At 30.1% G+C, this 16,033-nt stretch carries 19 protein-coding genes; 15 read left to right on the top strand and 4 right to left on the bottom strand.

The window, feature by feature from the left end:
- Positions 1 to 11: 11 nt before the first annotated feature.
- Positions 12 to 1,253 carry a methyl coenzyme M reductase-arginine methyltransferase Mmp10 gene (gene mmp10, locus NL43_RS03615; RefSeq protein WP_069592688.1) on the bottom strand — a complete coding sequence of 414 codons (1,242 nt, stop codon included), beginning with the start codon at positions 1,251 to 1,253 and terminating at the stop codon, positions 12 to 14.
- A gap of 239 nt (positions 1,254 to 1,492) precedes the next feature.
- On the opposite strand from mmp10, the gene mcrC reads away from it, so the two are divergent.
- From mcrC to NL43_RS03565, 10 genes are read left to right on the top strand one after another with little or no spacing between them, the layout of a single operon-like run.
- On the top strand, positions 1,493 to 2,095 hold the full coding sequence (gene mcrC, locus NL43_RS03610) for a methyl-coenzyme M reductase I operon protein C (RefSeq protein ID WP_069592687.1): 603 nt from the start codon (positions 1,493 to 1,495) through the stop codon (positions 2,093 to 2,095).
- Between the two features lie 14 nt (positions 2,096 to 2,109).
- Positions 2,110 to 2,982 carry a tetrahydromethanopterin S-methyltransferase subunit E gene (gene mtrE, locus NL43_RS03605; protein WP_069592686.1) on the top strand — a complete coding sequence of 291 codons (873 nt, stop codon included), beginning with the start codon at positions 2,110 to 2,112 and terminating at the stop codon, positions 2,980 to 2,982.
- Between the two features lie 15 nt (positions 2,983 to 2,997).
- Complete coding sequence (mtrD, locus tag NL43_RS03600; protein WP_069592685.1) at positions 2,998 to 3,693, top strand: tetrahydromethanopterin S-methyltransferase subunit D; 696 nt, start codon at positions 2,998 to 3,000, stop codon at positions 3,691 to 3,693.
- Positions 3,694 to 4,482 (top strand): tetrahydromethanopterin S-methyltransferase subunit MtrC, encoded by a 789-nt coding sequence (gene mtrC, locus NL43_RS03595; protein WP_069592684.1) that lies wholly within the window; start codon positions 3,694 to 3,696, stop codon positions 4,480 to 4,482.
- Entirely contained in the window at positions 4,482 to 4,784 is a 303-nt protein-coding gene (mtrB, locus tag NL43_RS03590) for a tetrahydromethanopterin S-methyltransferase subunit MtrB (RefSeq protein WP_069592683.1), read from the top strand. Before mtrC ends, mtrB begins: the two co-directional genes overlap by 1 nt.
- 17 nt (positions 4,785 to 4,801) lie before the next feature.
- Positions 4,802 to 5,560, top strand: coding sequence for a tetrahydromethanopterin S-methyltransferase subunit A (gene mtrA, locus NL43_RS03585; RefSeq protein WP_069592682.1), 759 nt, complete (start codon positions 4,802 to 4,804; stop codon positions 5,558 to 5,560).
- A 5-nt stretch (positions 5,561 to 5,565) separates the two neighbouring features.
- On the top strand, positions 5,566 to 5,754 hold the full coding sequence (mtrF, locus tag NL43_RS03580) for a tetrahydromethanopterin S-methyltransferase subunit F (protein ID WP_069592681.1): 189 nt from the start codon (positions 5,566 to 5,568) through the stop codon (positions 5,752 to 5,754).
- On the top strand, positions 5,754 to 5,948 hold the full coding sequence (gene mtrG / locus NL43_RS03575; protein ID WP_069592680.1) for a tetrahydromethanopterin S-methyltransferase subunit MtrG: 195 nt from the start codon (positions 5,754 to 5,756) through the stop codon (positions 5,946 to 5,948). The genes mtrF and mtrG overlap by 1 nt, the downstream gene beginning before the upstream one ends.
- A gap of 16 nt (positions 5,949 to 5,964) precedes the next feature.
- The gene (gene mtrH / locus NL43_RS03570) at positions 5,965 to 6,897 is read left to right on the top strand and encodes a tetrahydromethanopterin S-methyltransferase subunit H (protein WP_069592679.1); all 933 of its coding nucleotides are present in this window, start codon (positions 5,965 to 5,967) and stop codon (positions 6,895 to 6,897) included.
- A 4-nt stretch (positions 6,898 to 6,901) separates the two neighbouring features.
- Entirely contained in the window at positions 6,902 to 8,272 is a 1,371-nt protein-coding gene (locus tag NL43_RS03565) for a methanogenesis marker 14 protein (RefSeq protein ID WP_069592678.1), read from the top strand.
- 15 nt (positions 8,273 to 8,287) lie between these two features.
- Here the strand turns inward: NL43_RS03565 and NL43_RS03560 are convergent, their stop codons facing one another.
- Positions 8,288 to 9,145 (bottom strand): zinc metalloprotease HtpX, encoded by an 858-nt coding sequence (locus tag NL43_RS03560; RefSeq protein ID WP_084790386.1) that lies wholly within the window; start codon positions 9,143 to 9,145, stop codon positions 8,288 to 8,290.
- A 186-nt stretch (positions 9,146 to 9,331) separates the two neighbouring features.
- On the opposite strand from NL43_RS03560, the gene NL43_RS03555 reads away from it, so the two are divergent.
- Both NL43_RS03555 and NL43_RS03550 read left to right on the top strand, forming a co-directional pair.
- The gene (locus tag NL43_RS03555; protein ID WP_069592676.1) at positions 9,332 to 9,928 is read left to right on the top strand and encodes an NTP transferase domain-containing protein; all 597 of its coding nucleotides are present in this window, start codon (positions 9,332 to 9,334) and stop codon (positions 9,926 to 9,928) included.
- A 95-nt stretch (positions 9,929 to 10,023) separates the two neighbouring features.
- Positions 10,024 to 10,290, top strand: a complete 267-nt coding sequence (locus NL43_RS03550; protein WP_069592675.1) for a PRC-barrel domain-containing protein — start codon at positions 10,024 to 10,026, stop codon at positions 10,288 to 10,290.
- 278 nt (positions 10,291 to 10,568) lie between these two features.
- On the opposite strand, the gene NL43_RS03545 is transcribed toward NL43_RS03550, so the two are convergent.
- Together NL43_RS03545 and sufC are read right to left on the bottom strand one after the other, a co-directional pair.
- Positions 10,569 to 11,786 carry a SufD family Fe-S cluster assembly protein gene (locus NL43_RS03545; protein ID WP_084790385.1) on the bottom strand — a complete coding sequence of 406 codons (1,218 nt, stop codon included), beginning with the start codon at positions 11,784 to 11,786 and terminating at the stop codon, positions 10,569 to 10,571.
- A 1-nt stretch (position 11,787) separates the two neighbouring features.
- The gene (gene sufC, locus NL43_RS03540; protein ID WP_069592673.1) at positions 11,788 to 12,525 is read right to left on the bottom strand and encodes a Fe-S cluster assembly ATPase SufC; all 738 of its coding nucleotides are present in this window, start codon (positions 12,523 to 12,525) and stop codon (positions 11,788 to 11,790) included.
- A gap of 693 nt (positions 12,526 to 13,218) precedes the next feature.
- Here sufC and NL43_RS03535 point away from each other — a divergent pair.
- Genes NL43_RS03535 through NL43_RS03525 form a run of 3 tightly spaced genes read left to right on the top strand, consistent with a single transcriptional unit; the run spans position 13,219 to position 16,018 of the window.
- Positions 13,219 to 13,647, top strand: a complete 429-nt coding sequence (locus tag NL43_RS03535) for a hydrogenase iron-sulfur subunit (RefSeq protein ID WP_069592672.1) — start codon at positions 13,219 to 13,221, stop codon at positions 13,645 to 13,647.
- Positions 13,648 to 13,651: 4 nt separating this feature from the next.
- The gene (locus tag NL43_RS03530) at positions 13,652 to 14,569 is read left to right on the top strand and encodes a F420-nonreducing hydrogenase (RefSeq protein WP_069592671.1); all 918 of its coding nucleotides are present in this window, start codon (positions 13,652 to 13,654) and stop codon (positions 14,567 to 14,569) included.
- An 18-nt stretch (positions 14,570 to 14,587) separates the two neighbouring features.
- Positions 14,588 to 16,018, top strand: coding sequence for a Ni/Fe hydrogenase subunit alpha (locus NL43_RS03525; protein WP_069592670.1), 1,431 nt, complete (start codon positions 14,588 to 14,590; stop codon positions 16,016 to 16,018).
- Positions 16,019 to 16,033 lie beyond the last annotated feature (15 nt).

The raw sequence follows: 16,033 nt of genomic DNA, 5'->3' as shown, positions 1-16,033 counted from the left end.
TTATCCCTTTATTATATATGTACACCCATGTAATTTATTAGTTCAATTAACTCTTCGAATGCCATTAATTCATTTTTCAAAACATCATTTTTATTCATACTTCCAGTCATTTCTCCATCTAATGTTAACATATCAGGACCTCTATGTACAAGACGGAATTTACCATCAGATCTAAATATTTCCTCAGCTCTTAAATCATGTACAAAACATCTACCAGGAATTATAACAGTATCTTTAACTTCTCCTAAATCCAATGATTTCAAATCATCTTCAGTAATTAAGCAAGCGATTTCTTGTTCAGTAGCAACAACATTAACATAATCAGATGCATTAAGATTTTCTAATATTTTTTCAATATAGGGGGCCGATATTTTACTAGTAATAAGTGTAGCTTCTGCTCTAATATCTGTTAATATTTCAAGATATTCCTTATTTTTATCTTTAGATAATGCATAAGGACTATCTGTTTCAGGATCACAAATAGGTGTTCCAGTAACACGTAAATTATATTCTTTTGCAGTATTTCTTACAAGTTGTTCAAATTCAGCTAAACTTTGTTCTTTAATTCCGGGAATCACAGGATCACTATTTAATATTAAACCTTGATTTCTAGTATTAGCAAATCGCATTAAAATTAATGCTTTTGCACCCCAACTTTCAAGATTTTCACAAGTTCTAGCTAATTCCTCCCCATCATTAACACCAGGGATTATAATAGATGCTGCGTGAACATCACATGATTCACAAAATCGTTTCAAGGATTCAATGGATGCTTCAGGAGTTGGATCATGCATCCATGTTTTTCTAAGTGCTGGATTTGTTGAAAATGCAGTAAATGTAGTTTCAATAACATTATTATTAATTAATTTGTCAACAATAGCAGGATCATCAATTCCTTTTCCACTAGTATAACCTAAATGAGAAGATAATCCCATATCCTGTATTCCTTGGGTTAATTCAATTAAATGAGGATAACAACTCACATCACCATCACCAGTAATATTAACTAATGTGTCTTTAGGAATTTCTGTTTGAAATATGTTTGTTTGTAATGTACTTAGTACTTGATATGCTGGGAAATAATCTCGTTTCATATTTGTATCGGTTGTACAATGTGAACATCCAATTTGTCCTGGTGGACAGTTTTTACAACCTAGTATTTTTGTTTCTCGAACATTTTTAAAATAACAATATTCACAGAAACCTCTACAGTTTTTACCGGGAATTCCCCCAACATCAGCCATTATTTGCATACATATGTATTTCTAAATTATGAGTTTTAATAGTATCGTTACATTGAATATAATAATATAATTTTCATAATAATATCCTGTTACAAATTTAAATTTTTTGAAAACTAATTTCAATCTTATTTTATCTATGTTTTTTAACAATAACTCTTTTTAAAATAAAATTTTATAATTAATGTAAATCATATATTTATATATTAATTAAAAATCGAAACTATTAATGATTTAATAAGGTAGTAAAAATGATTGGAAAGAGTACACATATTGTTGATTGTCGTGAAACAAGAGGTATTGGTGAAGGAGGTGGAATTGCACAGCGTGGTACATATGCTCAATGTGGTGATGATTTACTGGCTGTAGCAATGTCCCCCGGTCGTAGACATATTACTAAACCTGTTTGTGAAATAACATTTGCATTAAGGGAAGCAAATATTCAAACAAGCACATTAGTTCTTAATGCAGGATCAGGAGTACCAAAAGACACACCAACTGGTGGAGGACAGGGGTTATTTGGTGTAACACCAAAAGAAATTTCTCAAATGAACAGACATAAAATAGTTTTAATCCACTTTGGTGGAGTGAAAAATCATATTATTTACAAAGCAAGGCATGTTTTAAAAAATATCAATAAACCTGTTATTATAATATCACAGTATCCAGTTGATTTCGAAGATTTTGCTAAAATTGGAGTAAAAACAGCAGGGGTAATGCCTGAAAAACCAGAAACACAAGGGACTATTGTTGAATTAATAACAGATGTTATTCGTGGTGAATCATGCACTCAACAAAAATTGGATGAAATTATTGATAAAGTTGAGAATGCAATTATAAAATATGGTAATTAAATTGGGGTAAACATATGGATATACTATATAATCTTGGTTTAGTTATCTTGATGAGCTTTTTTGCAATAATTGCAGGTATTTTTGAGGATTTGGAGTCTGATGTTGCATCTACTAGTAATCCAAATTCTCAAGTTCAACTAGCACCACAAATAGGTAACTTACATAAATTATTTAATAGAGCAGTATCTGGAGAACCATTACTTGTAGGAACAATGGCTGTTATAGCTGGAGCAATAGCACAAGTATTATTAACATTAAACCAGCCATTACTTGTTGTATTAATTTTATCTACAGGAATAGCAACAGGAATACAGGTTATTTTTTCAATTACTTCATATATGGGACGAATAACAAGTCAAGCTTTATATAATCAACCTTTATTTATGGATGTACTATACAAACACGTACCTACAGCAGCAGCTCATGCTTTTATAAACTTATTTTCAATTACAATAGTTTCATATATTATGGTTTATATGTTAACACCATCAATTCCATTAACATTACCAATAGTATCATTACTTCTAGGATTATCTCTAGGATCTATTGGTTCAGCAGTGGGTGATATACATTATGGTGCTGAAAAGTTATATCAACATCATAAATTTGGTTCTGGAATTCCAGTATCTACAAATGGGGATATAACTACAAAAGAAGCATTAGGTTCAAGAAATTCCATTGATGTTGTAAATTTCTGTTCTAAGTTTGCAGGACCATTAACAGGGTTATGCTTTGGAATAATCATATTTTTAAATTTCTGGATATTTTTAGTATTTGATGTTTCAACAGCTTTAATTGTAAGTGGTGTAATAGTAATAGGAATAACAATTTTAAATTATATACTAGAACGTAAAGCTCGTTCTAATTATGGTAAATATGAAAAATAATTGGAGAATTATATAATGATTGAATTATTAATAAGTATAATCTTAGGCGCAACACTCATTGGAATAGGTGTACATTTCATACCTGTGGGTGGTGCACCTGCAGCTTTATCTACAACAGCAGGTATACCTACTGGTGCTCCAATGATAACAATAGGTATGGGAATTACAGGAATTCTAGCAGCAACATCTGTTATAACACAACCTGAATTAATAATTATATTAGCTGGAGCATTAGGTTCTATGATTATGATGTCTATAACTATGTTATTTTCAAATATGATTCATATTTATGGTGTAGGTGTTCCACCAGCATCAGCAAATTTTGAGAAAGATCTCGTAACTGGTTTTAAACAAGAAGAATATGTAAGTCCTGGAACCACAGGACATGGAATTCCAACAATATCATTTATCAGTGGATTGATAGGTTCTCTATTGGGTGGAATTGGTGGAAGTTTAGCTTTCTGGGCAATATTTAATGAAGTTCAATCTAAACATACACTTGAAATAGCTGTTAGTGGATCTATTTCAGCAATTCTTGCAATAATGATTTTCTTTATAATTGCAGTTGTAGCATCATATAATATTGGTGGAACTATACAAGGATTCTATGATAAAAAATTTAGACTTAAAATAATACCAGGTACAATTTCATGTTTCATAGCTTCTGTAATGTTAGCTATAATATATATGGTAATATTAGGGGGAATGTAATTGGCAGATGATTTAATTCCACATCAAATCATAATTCTAGTAGCAGTAATAATTGGTACAATATCTATTTATTTAAGTGGTATTTCTATTATTGGAGGTATTTTTTCCATAATTGCAACAGTACTAGCAGTAATCATGGGAACAAACACATTACGTTACATTGGAAAATATAGTTTAGGTACTGGAGTACCTTCAATTATTTACATGTTAACAGCATGTAGTTTAGTAAGTGTACTTGCTGGATTATTTTTATCTTTAAGCTTAAATCAAAGTATACTATTTCCTATATTTAGTTTAATTATTGCAGTAATTGTAAGTTTAATAGTGGCATTAATATGTAAAACAGTATTTAAAATCCAAGTAGAAATTTTACCAAAATCATTCATGTTAATTGCATTAGCAGCAACTTTATCAATTGTCTCCATGTCAACATTAATAGTTTCCACACATGATGCTATATCAATATATAATCATGTGATTAAAACAGGGTTAATAATATTATTGATGATAATAACAGTAATGGCTATTCAAAATCCATATAATTCATGTATGGGTCCTAATGAAGATCAATATAGAACATTAGCTCTAGCAATGTCAAATGCATTTTTAATGTTAATTGTAGTTTCAATGATTAGTTTACTTAATAATGCCTTTTGGTATATTTATTTAATAATATCATTTATAGGATGGATAATAACCATAAAACAATATTTCAAATACACAAAACAACAAGCAGCATCTATCAGATGGTCTGGACTTTGGCCAAATAGCGATGATGAGGAGTTATAATGGTAAATAATACAACAATTATAATTGATGATGATTTAGTTTTAGATGTAAATTCAGGAATAATAGGGACAAAAAATAACTTGAGCTCAAAAACAGCTCAAAATTTTCCAATAGAAGACGTGATACATGAAATTGATAGGTTGGAAGCGAGTATAAATAACTTAGAATCTTCTTTAAATCCTAAAACAACATCTAATCTATCTGAATCTGGACGAGAAGGAGTATATGAAAAAGAAGGATTATTGACAAATATAATAATTGGTGTAATCATTGCATTAATTTTCATTATCTTATTATTATAATTAATGGAGGTAATTTTTTGGTAGATAAAAAAGAAGTAATTCAAGGATGGCCTCTTGAAACAGGAGATTATAGTGTGGGTGATGAAACAAGTCCAGTAGCTGTAGTTTCATTAGGTTCTAATATGAATGAAGATTTAGTAAACGCAGGAGCTGCTATATCGGGTCCATTACATACTGAAAACTTAGGTATTGAAAAAGTAGTGGCTAATGTAATTTCAAATTCAAATATACGCTATGTTTTAATATGTGGGTCTGAAGTTCAAGGACATATAACTGGAAAAACAGTAGAAGCATTATATGAAAATGGTATTGATGCAGAGAAAAAATCAATAATTGGATCTCCAGGAGCAATTCCTTTTGTTGAAAACTTACCTATTGAAGCTGTTGGACGATTTCAAGAACAAGTTTCAATTATAAGTATGATTAATAATGAAAATATTGATGAATTATCTGAAAAAATAAAGGAATGTTTAGATAATGATCCTGGAGCTTATGATGAAGAAGCAATGATTGTAGAATTAAATGAATCTGAAGAAGAGGACGTTGAATCAACAGATGATGAAATAGAAACACCTATTTCAGGGGAATCTGTAGATACAATATCTTTAAATTTATTAGCTATTGAAAATAGGATACGATTAATGCAGGATGAAATTAAACAAATAGCCAGTCAAGAAAAAATATCTTCAGGATACTATGCTGGAAAAATTGAAGGTATTGTTATAGGATTTATATTAACAATAATTCTTGTACTAATAGTAGTTTCAGGTATGTGAATAAAATGAATACTTTATTAAAAAATATTGGTGAATTAATTGATTCTGTTGATTACAGGGTGCAACTAATTAGTAGAAATCAACGATTAATAGCAGGGATTGAAAATACTCGAATTAAGGGTATATTAATTGGAATTATATTCACATTACTCCTTGTAGGAGTTCCTATTATATATTATAAGGGAGGATTTTAATGTCTGATAATTTAAAAGAAGATCTTGAAGTTATTGATGAAAGATTAAGTCGTCTAGAAGAAAAATTAGAAGAATCACATGGAGAATTTTCTCAAAAAACAGGAAAATATATTGGAAGGGATATTGGAATATTATATGGTATTGTAATTGCACTATTATTAGTAATAATTTTAATGAAACTTCATATAATTTAATAAAAAGAGGTATAATATGTTCAAATTTGAAAAAAAACAAGAAGTATTTGATATTTATGGTGTAAAAATAGGTGGACAACCTGGTGAATATCCTACAGTATTAGCCGGAACAATTTTCTATGCAGGTCATAATATATTGTCTGATGAAAATAAAGGCGTATTTGATAAAGATAAAGCAGAAACATTATTAAATACAATGGATGAAATGACTGATAAAACAGGAAACCCTAATATAGTTCAAGTATTCGGCGCAACACCTGAAGCATTAATTAAATATATTGATTTTGTCTCAGAAGTATCTGATTCACCATTTCTTATAGATTCTACATCTGCTGATGCACGTATTGCTGGGTCAGAATATGTAACAGAAGCAGGACTCGCTGAAAGAACAATATATAATTCAATTAACATGTCTATTGATGATGAAGAAATTGATGCTATAACAAAATCAGATATTACTTCTTCTATAATTTTAGGATTTAATCCAACACAACCTGGTGTAGATGGTAAAATAAGTTTATGGGAAGATGGTTCTGGAATATTAGATAAAGGTTTACTTGAAATTGCAGAAGATTGTGGTATTTTCAAACCATTAATGGATGTGGCTGTTACACCACTTGGTCAAGGAGGGGGCAGTGCTATAAAAACAACATTAAATGAGAAAAGTAGGTTTGGTTATCCTGCAGGTAGTGGAGTACATAATGTTCCTTCATCATGGGATTGGATTAAAAAATATAAAAAAGAATACCCTGAAGTTTGGCCAGTATGTGATGTAGGTGCTAACATAATACAACAAATGGCTGGTGGAGATTTTGTTTTATTTGGACCTATAGAAAATACAAGAAAAGCATTCACTGCATGTGCAATGACTGATATGTTTATTGCAGAGGCAAATGAAACAATAGGAGTTACACCTATAGATTCTCATCCATATAAAAATCTATTATGATATTATGACAATTCAAGAAGTTACAATACCAATTATTTCTTCAAAGGAACTTAAAGAACAATACTTCACAGTATTATCTGTTGAGCTAGGAAACACAACTATTAAATCTATAATTCTAACAACCAATATTAAAACAAATAAGAATTATCAATTAAATAAAGTAGTTAGATTAACTCGAGATATTCGTCTTCCTAGAAATGATGAAGAAATATTTGGACATACTATATGGAATAAACCATTATCAAAAGAAGCAATTGAAGAAGCAGTAATGGATATTATTTTAGATTCCTTATCTGAGATAAATATGTCTGTTTCAGATTTAGATTTTGCTGTAAGATCCACAGGTATTGTAGCTATATCTTCTTTATCTAAAGAATTAGGTTCTATTATCAAAGCATTATCTAATGGATGTTTAAGTGCAGGAATTAAACCTTCACAAATGACAGCTCCGTTTTCAATTAATAATATTCCTAAACACATACGAAAATTCTCTTTTTTTAATAATATACCTTTTGATGGATCAATTGTTAGTGTAGCTTCACCAAAAGTAACTGGTAGGGTTGCCAATGAAATGGAAGGAGAACTAGTAACAGCAGGTATTAAACTTGCTGCAAAAAGTTCTATAATTGATTATAGAAATCCTGTAATATCTATTGACATGGGTACTACTCTAGCAGGACAAGTGATTGATAATTCAAAACCTTATGCTAATGTATTATGTAATTATGTAGGGTTAGCTGGTGGAATTTCTGATGTTATATTAAGAGGATGTAATATTATAGATACAAATCATTCTACAATAGATGTGGGAAATTATGAAAGTAATGTTCAATATAATATGAAAAATATACATAACAATACTATTAAATTACATGAATTTATTGATATAATGAAAGTACCATCAAATGTTAATGAATTTGGATTAGTGACTATAGACTCTAAACTAGTAAAACAATCAAATATAGGATTAATAGGATGTCAAATAAATAATGAAAAAAAATTAATTAACACATTTAATAAAATTATACAAAATTATCAAATTAATGAAATACAATTTCAAATTGATGATTTATATGCATACATGATAAAACGATTAATTGATGAAACAATTAAATTAAATATATTACCTCAAAATACAACACTGGGAATAACTGGAAGAGCAGGAATCACTGGGAAAAAACCAGAACTTATTGAAAAATATATATCTACTCAAGTTAATGATATTATATTTACCTCTGATGGGCTTGCATTAGGTGCTCTGATGGTTGCAAGATGTATGAACTCACTTGGAACTCCAATAAATCCTGTAGGAGGTTCTAGAAAAGGTATGTGTATAATGCAAGAAAGAATTTCAATAAATAAAAAAGAAAAATAAAAAAAGAATGATAAATTAATTTCCAACCATATTTTCTAATCTTTTTATTCTATCTGCTGTACTAGGATGTGTTGAAAATAAATTTTTAATTTTACTTGAAGCATTTCCAAAAGGATTCATAATAAACATATGAGCATCAGTACTTTTAGCATTACTCATAGGATGTTGTATAGTACCAAATTCTATTTTTCTAAGAGCACTAGCTAGTGCTAAAGGATTACCACAAATTTCAGCACCAACTGCATCTGCTTTATATTCTCTATTTCTACTAATAGCTAATTGAATAATTGTTGCAGCAATAGGTGCTAAAATTGCTATTAATAAGGTACCAATAAGAGTACTTGTATCATCATCACTAAAAATTGTTGCAAAGCGTCCCCAATCAGCAATAGCTACAATAATACCTGCAATAGTTGCTGCCACGGAACTAATTAGGATATCTTTATTTCGAATATGACCTAATTCATGTGACAATACACCTCTAAGTTCATCTTCATTTAACATTTGAAGAAGTCCTGTAGTAACAGCTACCACTGCATTATTCTGATTACGTCCTGTTGCAAAAGCATTTGGATCGTTTGACTGAATTATTGCTACTTTTGGTTTTTTAATATTGGCATTTTTTGCTAAATCTGAGACGATTCTATGTAAATTTGGTGATTCTTGTTCTGATACAAGTTTAGCATTATATGAAGATAATGCAATTTTATCAGAATAGAAGTAGGATACAAAATTCATAATAATTGCAAATAATAATCCAATAAGTATACCTACACGGCCAAAGTTTAAAACTGCACCTATGAATCCACAAATTATTACAAGTAATATTGACATTATACCTAATAAAAGTGCTGTTTTCAAATTTTCTAACATGATATTCTTATTTCCTATAATTTTTTGTATTTGTTTATATTATTGTTATAATTATATTAATCTTATTGTATTTTTCAAATAATTTAATTTTTAGATGTATTAAAAAATAGTGAGAAGTGATTTATAATATTTAATAGCCAGTTTATATAAATATAATATTAGAAAAAGGATAAGTGGGATAATAATATGACAACTGCATTAATTATGGCTGGTGGAAAAGGTACTCGAATGGATTTGGATTATGAAAAACCAATGATTAAGGTTAATATGAAACCAATGATAAGCTATGTAATTGATGCCTTAGTTGGTTGTAAATATGTTGATAAAATATTAGTAGCTGTAAGTAAAAATACTCCCTGTACTGCAGATTATGTAAAAAAATTTCCTGTGAGAATAGTGAATACTGAAGGTAAAGGTTATATTGAAGATTTATCAGCTATTTTATCTAATAGGAAATATGTTGAAGAAAATGAGGTTGTCATGACTATTGTCGCTGATTTACCATTTATTACTTCTGATCAATTAAGTGATGTGTTGGAAAATTATTATAAGAGAAACAAACCAGCAATGTGTGTTTCAGTTCCTGATTATTTGTTTGAAAAATATAAAATAACACCTACTCTTGTATATAAAGGTTTAGTACCTACTGGAGTTAATTTATTGTTAGCAAATAATGAAGAACAAGATCAAACTATTTATGTATCTAAAAATGTGGAGTTAGCATTTAATATAAATACACTTAATGATTTGAATTTATCGGAACATTATATTAAAAAAGGATAATATTTTATTAACAAATTTTATATAGTTTATAAAATAGAGATATATTTATATTATTATCAACCAGGTAACATGATAAAACATTTAGGTGGACATGTATGACAGAAAGGGAATTAATCAAAGGCGAAGAAAAATTATGGAATGATATTGCAGGATATCAAGTAGCAACTAATAGTGCACGTATTCTAGGACAACTAGAAGAATTAACAATCGATGAAAGAACTGGTAAAATTACTGAAATAATTATTAAAACTGATAGTGAAAGAAATGTCAGTGTTAAAGGTGCTAAACGTAATGGTGACTTATTAAGTGTACCATTTGGTAAAGTTGAAAAAGTCGGTGAATTTATAATTATTTCAGGATAATTTCAGGGAAACAGGAGGATAATCTCTGGGATTATCCTATTTTTTTTTAAATATTCTTTTTTTTAGACATTCTTTATCTTATTTTCAAGTTATTTTATCATGTAATAATCTATTTTTTTATTAGTTTAGTGAATGTTCTCTTAAAGTCATAAATTATTACAAATAATAATAGTTGTAGTTTAAATTTGATTTATTATATTATATATTACAAAAATTCAAAAAAAAGTATTCTGTATGTGATATTTTAGAATAAGAAGAAGGATGTTGGGAAGAATGTATTACATTCCTTCCATACTCATTTCCATGAGTTTTTTGGTTTCTTTAGCTAATTCATCAGGTAATCCTTTAATATCGATATCTAGGAATCCTCTTACAATCATAGATGCAGCTTCATCTTCAGTTAAACCTCTAGCCATTAAGTATTGTATTTCATCTTCAGCTATTTTTCCAACTGCAGCTTCGTGTGATAATTCCATGTTTGTACATTCACCTCTAAGTTCAGGTATTGAATATATTTTTGAATCATCTGATAATATCAATCCCATACATTCTAGATGTCCTCTAACATCTTGTGATTTACCTAATAAATCACCTCTAGTTATGATGGTGGATTCATCTTCAGATATAGCTCTTGTAATCATTTCAGCTTGTGAATTTTTTCCTTCAAGTATTGTTCTAGATCCTTGATCTATTAATGAATCTTCTTTTCCTGCAAGAATTGATTGGAAGAATACTTTACAGTTCTCTCCATTAGCATAAGCGGTAGGGTATGATTGTAGGTTTCTAACTGGATTTGCTAGTATATAATTTGATATGTATGTACTGTTGTCTTCCATTATAACTCCAGTTCTAGGTCTAACATCTACTTCTTTAGCCCAGTTATGTACCATGGTGAATGTTATTTTAGCTCCTTTTTTAAGGTAGAATTCAGATACTCCAATATGTGCAGCATTATCTACATGGGCTGCTGTTGAACATCCTGTGATAATATTTATTTCAGAATTTTCTTCAGCTATGATTATGTTATGGGCAGTTTGTCTTACTGCATCGTCACCGATGTACATACATGCTTGAATAGGTATGTCTAGTTTGGTATTTTCTTCACTTCTTATGAAGTATCCACTTGTTTCTCCTAATTCTGTAGTTGCTGTGTATTTATCTGCATCTACTTGTACAGCTTTCCACATATAGTCTTGTAGCCAATCATATTTATCTAATGCTTGTGCAGTTCCCATTACTTCTACTCCTGGGAACATATTATTTACGAAAACTTCTGATTGGTCCATTTGTAGGAATGATGCTGCTCTTTCTTTTTCATCAATTTCTATTCCTACACTGGTGAGGGTTTCTTTGTCACTTTTAGTTAAATCATTTAATGAATCAAGATGTTCATGTGCGTCTATGTCTGATGCATGATATTCATCTAAATCTACATCAGCACCAACAGCTGCTTTTTTATTTGCTGCTTTTTCTGCTTTATCTTTAATTGAAACCATTTTATGCATCTCCAAATCCGGATGTTCTTATATCATTCATTATTTCTTCAGGTTTTCCTGTTCTGTTTATTTTTCCATCGATTAATACATGGGCATGTGTTGCTTTTACAAATCTAAGTATGTAACCAAGATGAGTTATTAGTAATCCACTTTTTTCACTATTTTCATTGTTTTGATCTAGAAGAGTGCTGATTTCTTTGGATATTAGTTCAACATTTTCTATATCAACACCGGAATCTGGTTCGTCGAACATTATGAAATCAGGTTGTTGTGCTAATAATTGGAGTAATTCTGATCTTTTTACTTCTCCACCTGAAAAGCCTAGGTTAACATCTCTTTCTAAGAAATTTTCATTTAATTTTAGTCTTTCACCTAATGCAAGTACTTCTTCTGTAAGTTCTTCATCTGTTTTATATTCATGTTTTTCATCTTCAATTTTGAGTAAATCTTTTAATTTAACTCCTCTTATTGCTGGTGGATTTTGGAATGTTACTCCTAGTCCTAGTTTGATTCTTTCATGAGTTTCTAAGTTTGTAATGTCTTGGTCTTTGTAAAATATTTTTCCATTTGTAACTTTGTATTTTGGAAATCCAAGTATTGTCATGAATAAAGTACTTTTACCTGCACCATTTGGACCAAGTAATACGTGTGTTTCACCTTCATTTATATTGAGATTAACTCCCTTTAGTATTTTTTTTCCTTCTACTTCTACTTCTAAGTCTTTAATTTCAAGTAGCATTTAATCACCGAATTATTTTCTAGATTTAAAAAATAATATTTATTATAAGAAAATATTTTTCTAAATTAATATCTTTTTATTTTCTTTTAATGTAATTTAATTTCTATATTTTTTATCTTTTATACTTAATTCGTGTTATATAACACTGTTATTTAAATGGGTTTATTTAACAATGTTATATCTTAATTAACAGTGTTATATTATTTCTTTTATATTTAATTGCCTGTATTATTTGTGTAATGCTTGTGTTTTGGTATGTGTAATTGTAATAATTTATCATAATATTTCTTTAGGTATCCCTAAATTTTTAGGTATTTTATATTTATATTATCAAAAAATAAAATTAGTTTTAATCGCTTTAATTACTTTTTAAAGATATTATAATTGTTTTTTTTATTTATTTTTTTTATTTATATTAACCTAAAATAGACAAAATTTTAGTTCATTATATTTAAACTTAACGGTTCTTATTTTTAAACAACCTTTATAATAATAGTAATAGTGATATAATATTGTACATTATTTTAGTTTGTACATTTTTTTTAATATTGTACTTCAACTTATTATTAATAATAAAAACAGTACAATAAACACGTGTTTAAATATTAATTTAAATGTCGAAATCATTTAGATGATAAAATGAGTTAGATTATTTGAAAAAATAATCATGTTTTTTAAATAGGAGGAAAAAATATGGCTAACGACGATATCAAAATAATCGTTTTCAGTTGTAACTGGTGCTGCTATGGTGGAGCAGATACCGCAGGAACATCAAGGATGCAATACCCACCTAATATAAGAATGATCAGAGTAATGTGCTCTGGAAGAATTGAACCTCAATTTGTTCTCAAAGCTCTAAGAGAAGGAGCAGACGGAGTATTCATTGGTGGATGTCACATGGGTGACTGTCACTACGATGCAGGTAATTATAAATTTGACAGAAGAATGAGATTAGTTTACAGATTATTAGATGAACTTGGAATTGAAAAACAAAGAGTTCAACATGACTGGATTTCAGCTTCTGAAGGTGAAAAATTTGCTTCTACAATCAGAAGAGTAACTGCTGAAATAGAAGAATTAGGTCCTTCACCACTCAAAGCACAATTAGCACAGGAGGCATAAGTACATGGCAGATAAAGTAAAAATAGGAACAATGTGGCTCGGTGGATGTTCTGGATGTCACATCGCATTAACAGATTTACACGAATTATTATTAGATGTATTAGAACTCACTGAATTTGAATTCAGCCCAGTATTAATGGATACAAAATATGATGAAATTCCACACATGGACATCTTATTAATTGAAGGTGGAATCCGTAATGAAGAAAACCGTGAATTAGCAGAAATCTTAAGAGAAAAAGCTGACATGGTAATTGCATACGGAACTTGTGCTGAATTTGGAGGAATTCCAGGATTAGGTAACTTACACACAGTTCAAGAATTAGAAGAAGAAGCATACTTCAATTCATGCTCTACTGTAAACCCTGATCAAATCATACCTAGTGAATCTGTACCACACTTAGAAAGCAGAGTAAGACCATTATCTGACGTAATCAAAGTAGATGCAGCATTACCTGGTTGTCCACCAAAATCTGATGTAATTGCTCAAGTAATAATTGCATTAGTAAAAGGTGAACCAGTAGAAATACCTGATAACAACCTTTGTGATGTATGTGAAAGAGAAAAACCACCTACGGGTATGGCAATGGATACCATTAAAAGACCATGGGAAGTTGGAGCAACAGACAAAGACTTATGTCTTGTACCACAAGGTATCATCTGTTTAGGACCAGCAACACGTCCATTATGTGGAGCACAATGTCCAACAGTAGATACACCATGCCGTGGATGTTACGGACCTACTGACAAAGTATTAGATGCAGGTGCAAAAATGATAAGTGCTATCTCATCTGACTTTGGAGTAGAAGAAGATAAAACAGTAGACCCTGAAGCAGTTGCTGAACAAGTAGAAGATATTGTAGGAACATTCTACACATACACATTAGCATCAGCTTTAATCCCAATGAAACTTAAAAACTAGATTAGGAGGATAACATAAATGGTAGAATTAACATTAGAACCTGTTACAAGAATTGAAGGTCACGCAAAAATTACCGTAGATCTTGACGAAGAAGGAAATGTAAAAGATACAAAATTACATGTAATGGAATTCAGAGGATTTGAAAAATTCTTACAAGGAAGACCAATTGAAGAAGTACCAAGAATCGTACCTAGAATCTGTGGTATTTGTGATGTACAACATCACTTAGCAGCAGCTAAAGCATGTGATCAAATATTCGGATATAATGATGATGAAATTGCACCAGCAGCTTACAAAATGAGAGAAATCATGAACTGGGCTTCTGTAATGCACTCACACACATTAAGTTTCTACTTCTTATCTGCACCTGATTTCATAGGTGGAAGTGACAGAAAAACCAGAAACGTATTCCAAATCATTAAAGATGCTCCTGAATTAGCTAAAAAAGCTTTAGAATTAAGAAGAAATTCACAAGATATTGTAGCTGCAGTCGGTGGAAGACCAATTCACCAAGTATCTAACACTCCTGGTGGAATTACCACAGAATTAACCGATGAAGAACAAAAAGATAACTTAGTAAAAGCACAAAGAGCTCTTGAACTTTCATATGATACTTGGGATGCTGCTCAACCTATTTTCGAAGAAAATATGGATTTAATCAAAACATTAGGTTACGTTAACACATACCACTGTGGATTAGTTAACAAAAAAGATGGAAGTTGGGATATGTACAACGGTAACGTAAGAATGTGTGATAATGAAGGAAACAAATATGCAGAATTCGGATCACAAGATTACACCGATTACATAGCTGAAGGCGTAAAACCATACTCCTGGTTAAAATTCCCATACATTAAAGATATAGGATACCCTGAAGGTGTATACAGAGTAGCTCCTCTATCAAGAATTAACGTATGTACAAAAATGCCTGACCCAGCAGAAAGAGCACAAGAATTATTAAATGAATTCAGAGACAACTTTGGATACGCTCAAGAAACATTATTATTCCACCCAGCAAGACTCATCGAATTAGTTGCAGCATCAGAATTAGCTGTAGATGGACTTGAAGGAGACTTAAGTGGAGAAAAACGTCCTGGAGCTATCGACCGTGAACAAATCACTGGTAAAGGTGTAGGTATCGTAGAAGCATCAAGAGGTACTTTAACCCACCACTACGAAACTGATGAAAACGGTTTAGTAACCAAAGCAAATATTGTAGTAGCTACAGTACAAAACAACCCAGCAATGGAAATGGGTATTCAACAAGTAGCAAAAACCTACATAAAACCTGGAGTAGAAGTTGACGACAAAATCTTCAACTTAATGGAAATGGTTATTCGTGCATACGATCCATGTCTTTCATGTGCTACTCACCAATTAGATACCCAAATGAAATTATCTACTGTAGAAGTATATGATCACATGGGTAACTTAGTAAAAAAAGTCTAAGTAATATCTAAAAAT

Source organism: Methanosphaera sp. WGK6 (assembly GCF_001729965.1).
GTDB lineage: Archaea > Methanobacteriota > Methanobacteria > Methanobacteriales > Methanobacteriaceae > Methanosphaera.
This window is presented reverse-complemented; position numbering and strand designations above follow the sequence as displayed.

Excerpts from the sequence above, each read along its gene's own strand:
- NL43_RS03525 (WP_069592670.1), top strand. The coding sequence starts at position 14,588 with ATGGTAGAATTAACATTAGAACCTGTTACAAGAATTGAAGGTCACGCA.
- sufC (WP_069592673.1), bottom strand. The coding sequence starts at position 12,525 with ATGCTACTTGAAATTAAAGACTTAGAAGTAGAAGTAGAAGGAAAAAAA.
- mtrG (WP_069592680.1), top strand. The coding sequence starts at position 5,754 with ATGTCTGATAATTTAAAAGAAGATCTTGAAGTTATTGATGAAAGATTA.
- mtrE (WP_069592686.1), top strand. The coding sequence starts at position 2,110 with ATGGATATACTATATAATCTTGGTTTAGTTATCTTGATGAGCTTTTTT.
- NL43_RS03535 (WP_069592672.1), top strand. The coding sequence starts at position 13,219 with ATGGCTAACGACGATATCAAAATAATCGTTTTCAGTTGTAACTGGTGC.
- mtrB (WP_069592683.1), top strand. The coding sequence starts at position 4,482 with ATGGTAAATAATACAACAATTATAATTGATGATGATTTAGTTTTAGAT.
- NL43_RS03555 (WP_069592676.1), top strand. The coding sequence starts at position 9,332 with ATGACAACTGCATTAATTATGGCTGGTGGAAAAGGTACTCGAATGGAT.
- NL43_RS03550 (WP_069592675.1), top strand. The coding sequence starts at position 10,024 with ATGACAGAAAGGGAATTAATCAAAGGCGAAGAAAAATTATGGAATGAT.
- mtrH (WP_069592679.1), top strand. The coding sequence starts at position 5,965 with ATGTTCAAATTTGAAAAAAAACAAGAAGTATTTGATATTTATGGTGTA.
- NL43_RS03530 (WP_069592671.1), top strand. The coding sequence starts at position 13,652 with ATGGCAGATAAAGTAAAAATAGGAACAATGTGGCTCGGTGGATGTTCT.
- NL43_RS03560 (WP_084790386.1), bottom strand. The coding sequence starts at position 9,145 with ATGTTAGAAAATTTGAAAACAGCACTTTTATTAGGTATAATGTCAATA.
- mcrC (WP_069592687.1), top strand. The coding sequence starts at position 1,493 with ATGATTGGAAAGAGTACACATATTGTTGATTGTCGTGAAACAAGAGGT.
- NL43_RS03545 (WP_084790385.1), bottom strand. The coding sequence starts at position 11,786 with ATGGTTTCAATTAAAGATAAAGCAGAAAAAGCAGCAAATAAAAAAGCA.
- mtrD (WP_069592685.1), top strand. The coding sequence starts at position 2,998 with ATGATTGAATTATTAATAAGTATAATCTTAGGCGCAACACTCATTGGA.
- NL43_RS03565 (WP_069592678.1), top strand. The coding sequence starts at position 6,902 with ATGACAATTCAAGAAGTTACAATACCAATTATTTCTTCAAAGGAACTT.
- mtrF (WP_069592681.1), top strand. The coding sequence starts at position 5,566 with ATGAATACTTTATTAAAAAATATTGGTGAATTAATTGATTCTGTTGAT.
- mmp10 (WP_069592688.1), bottom strand. The coding sequence starts at position 1,253 with ATGCAAATAATGGCTGATGTTGGGGGAATTCCCGGTAAAAACTGTAGA.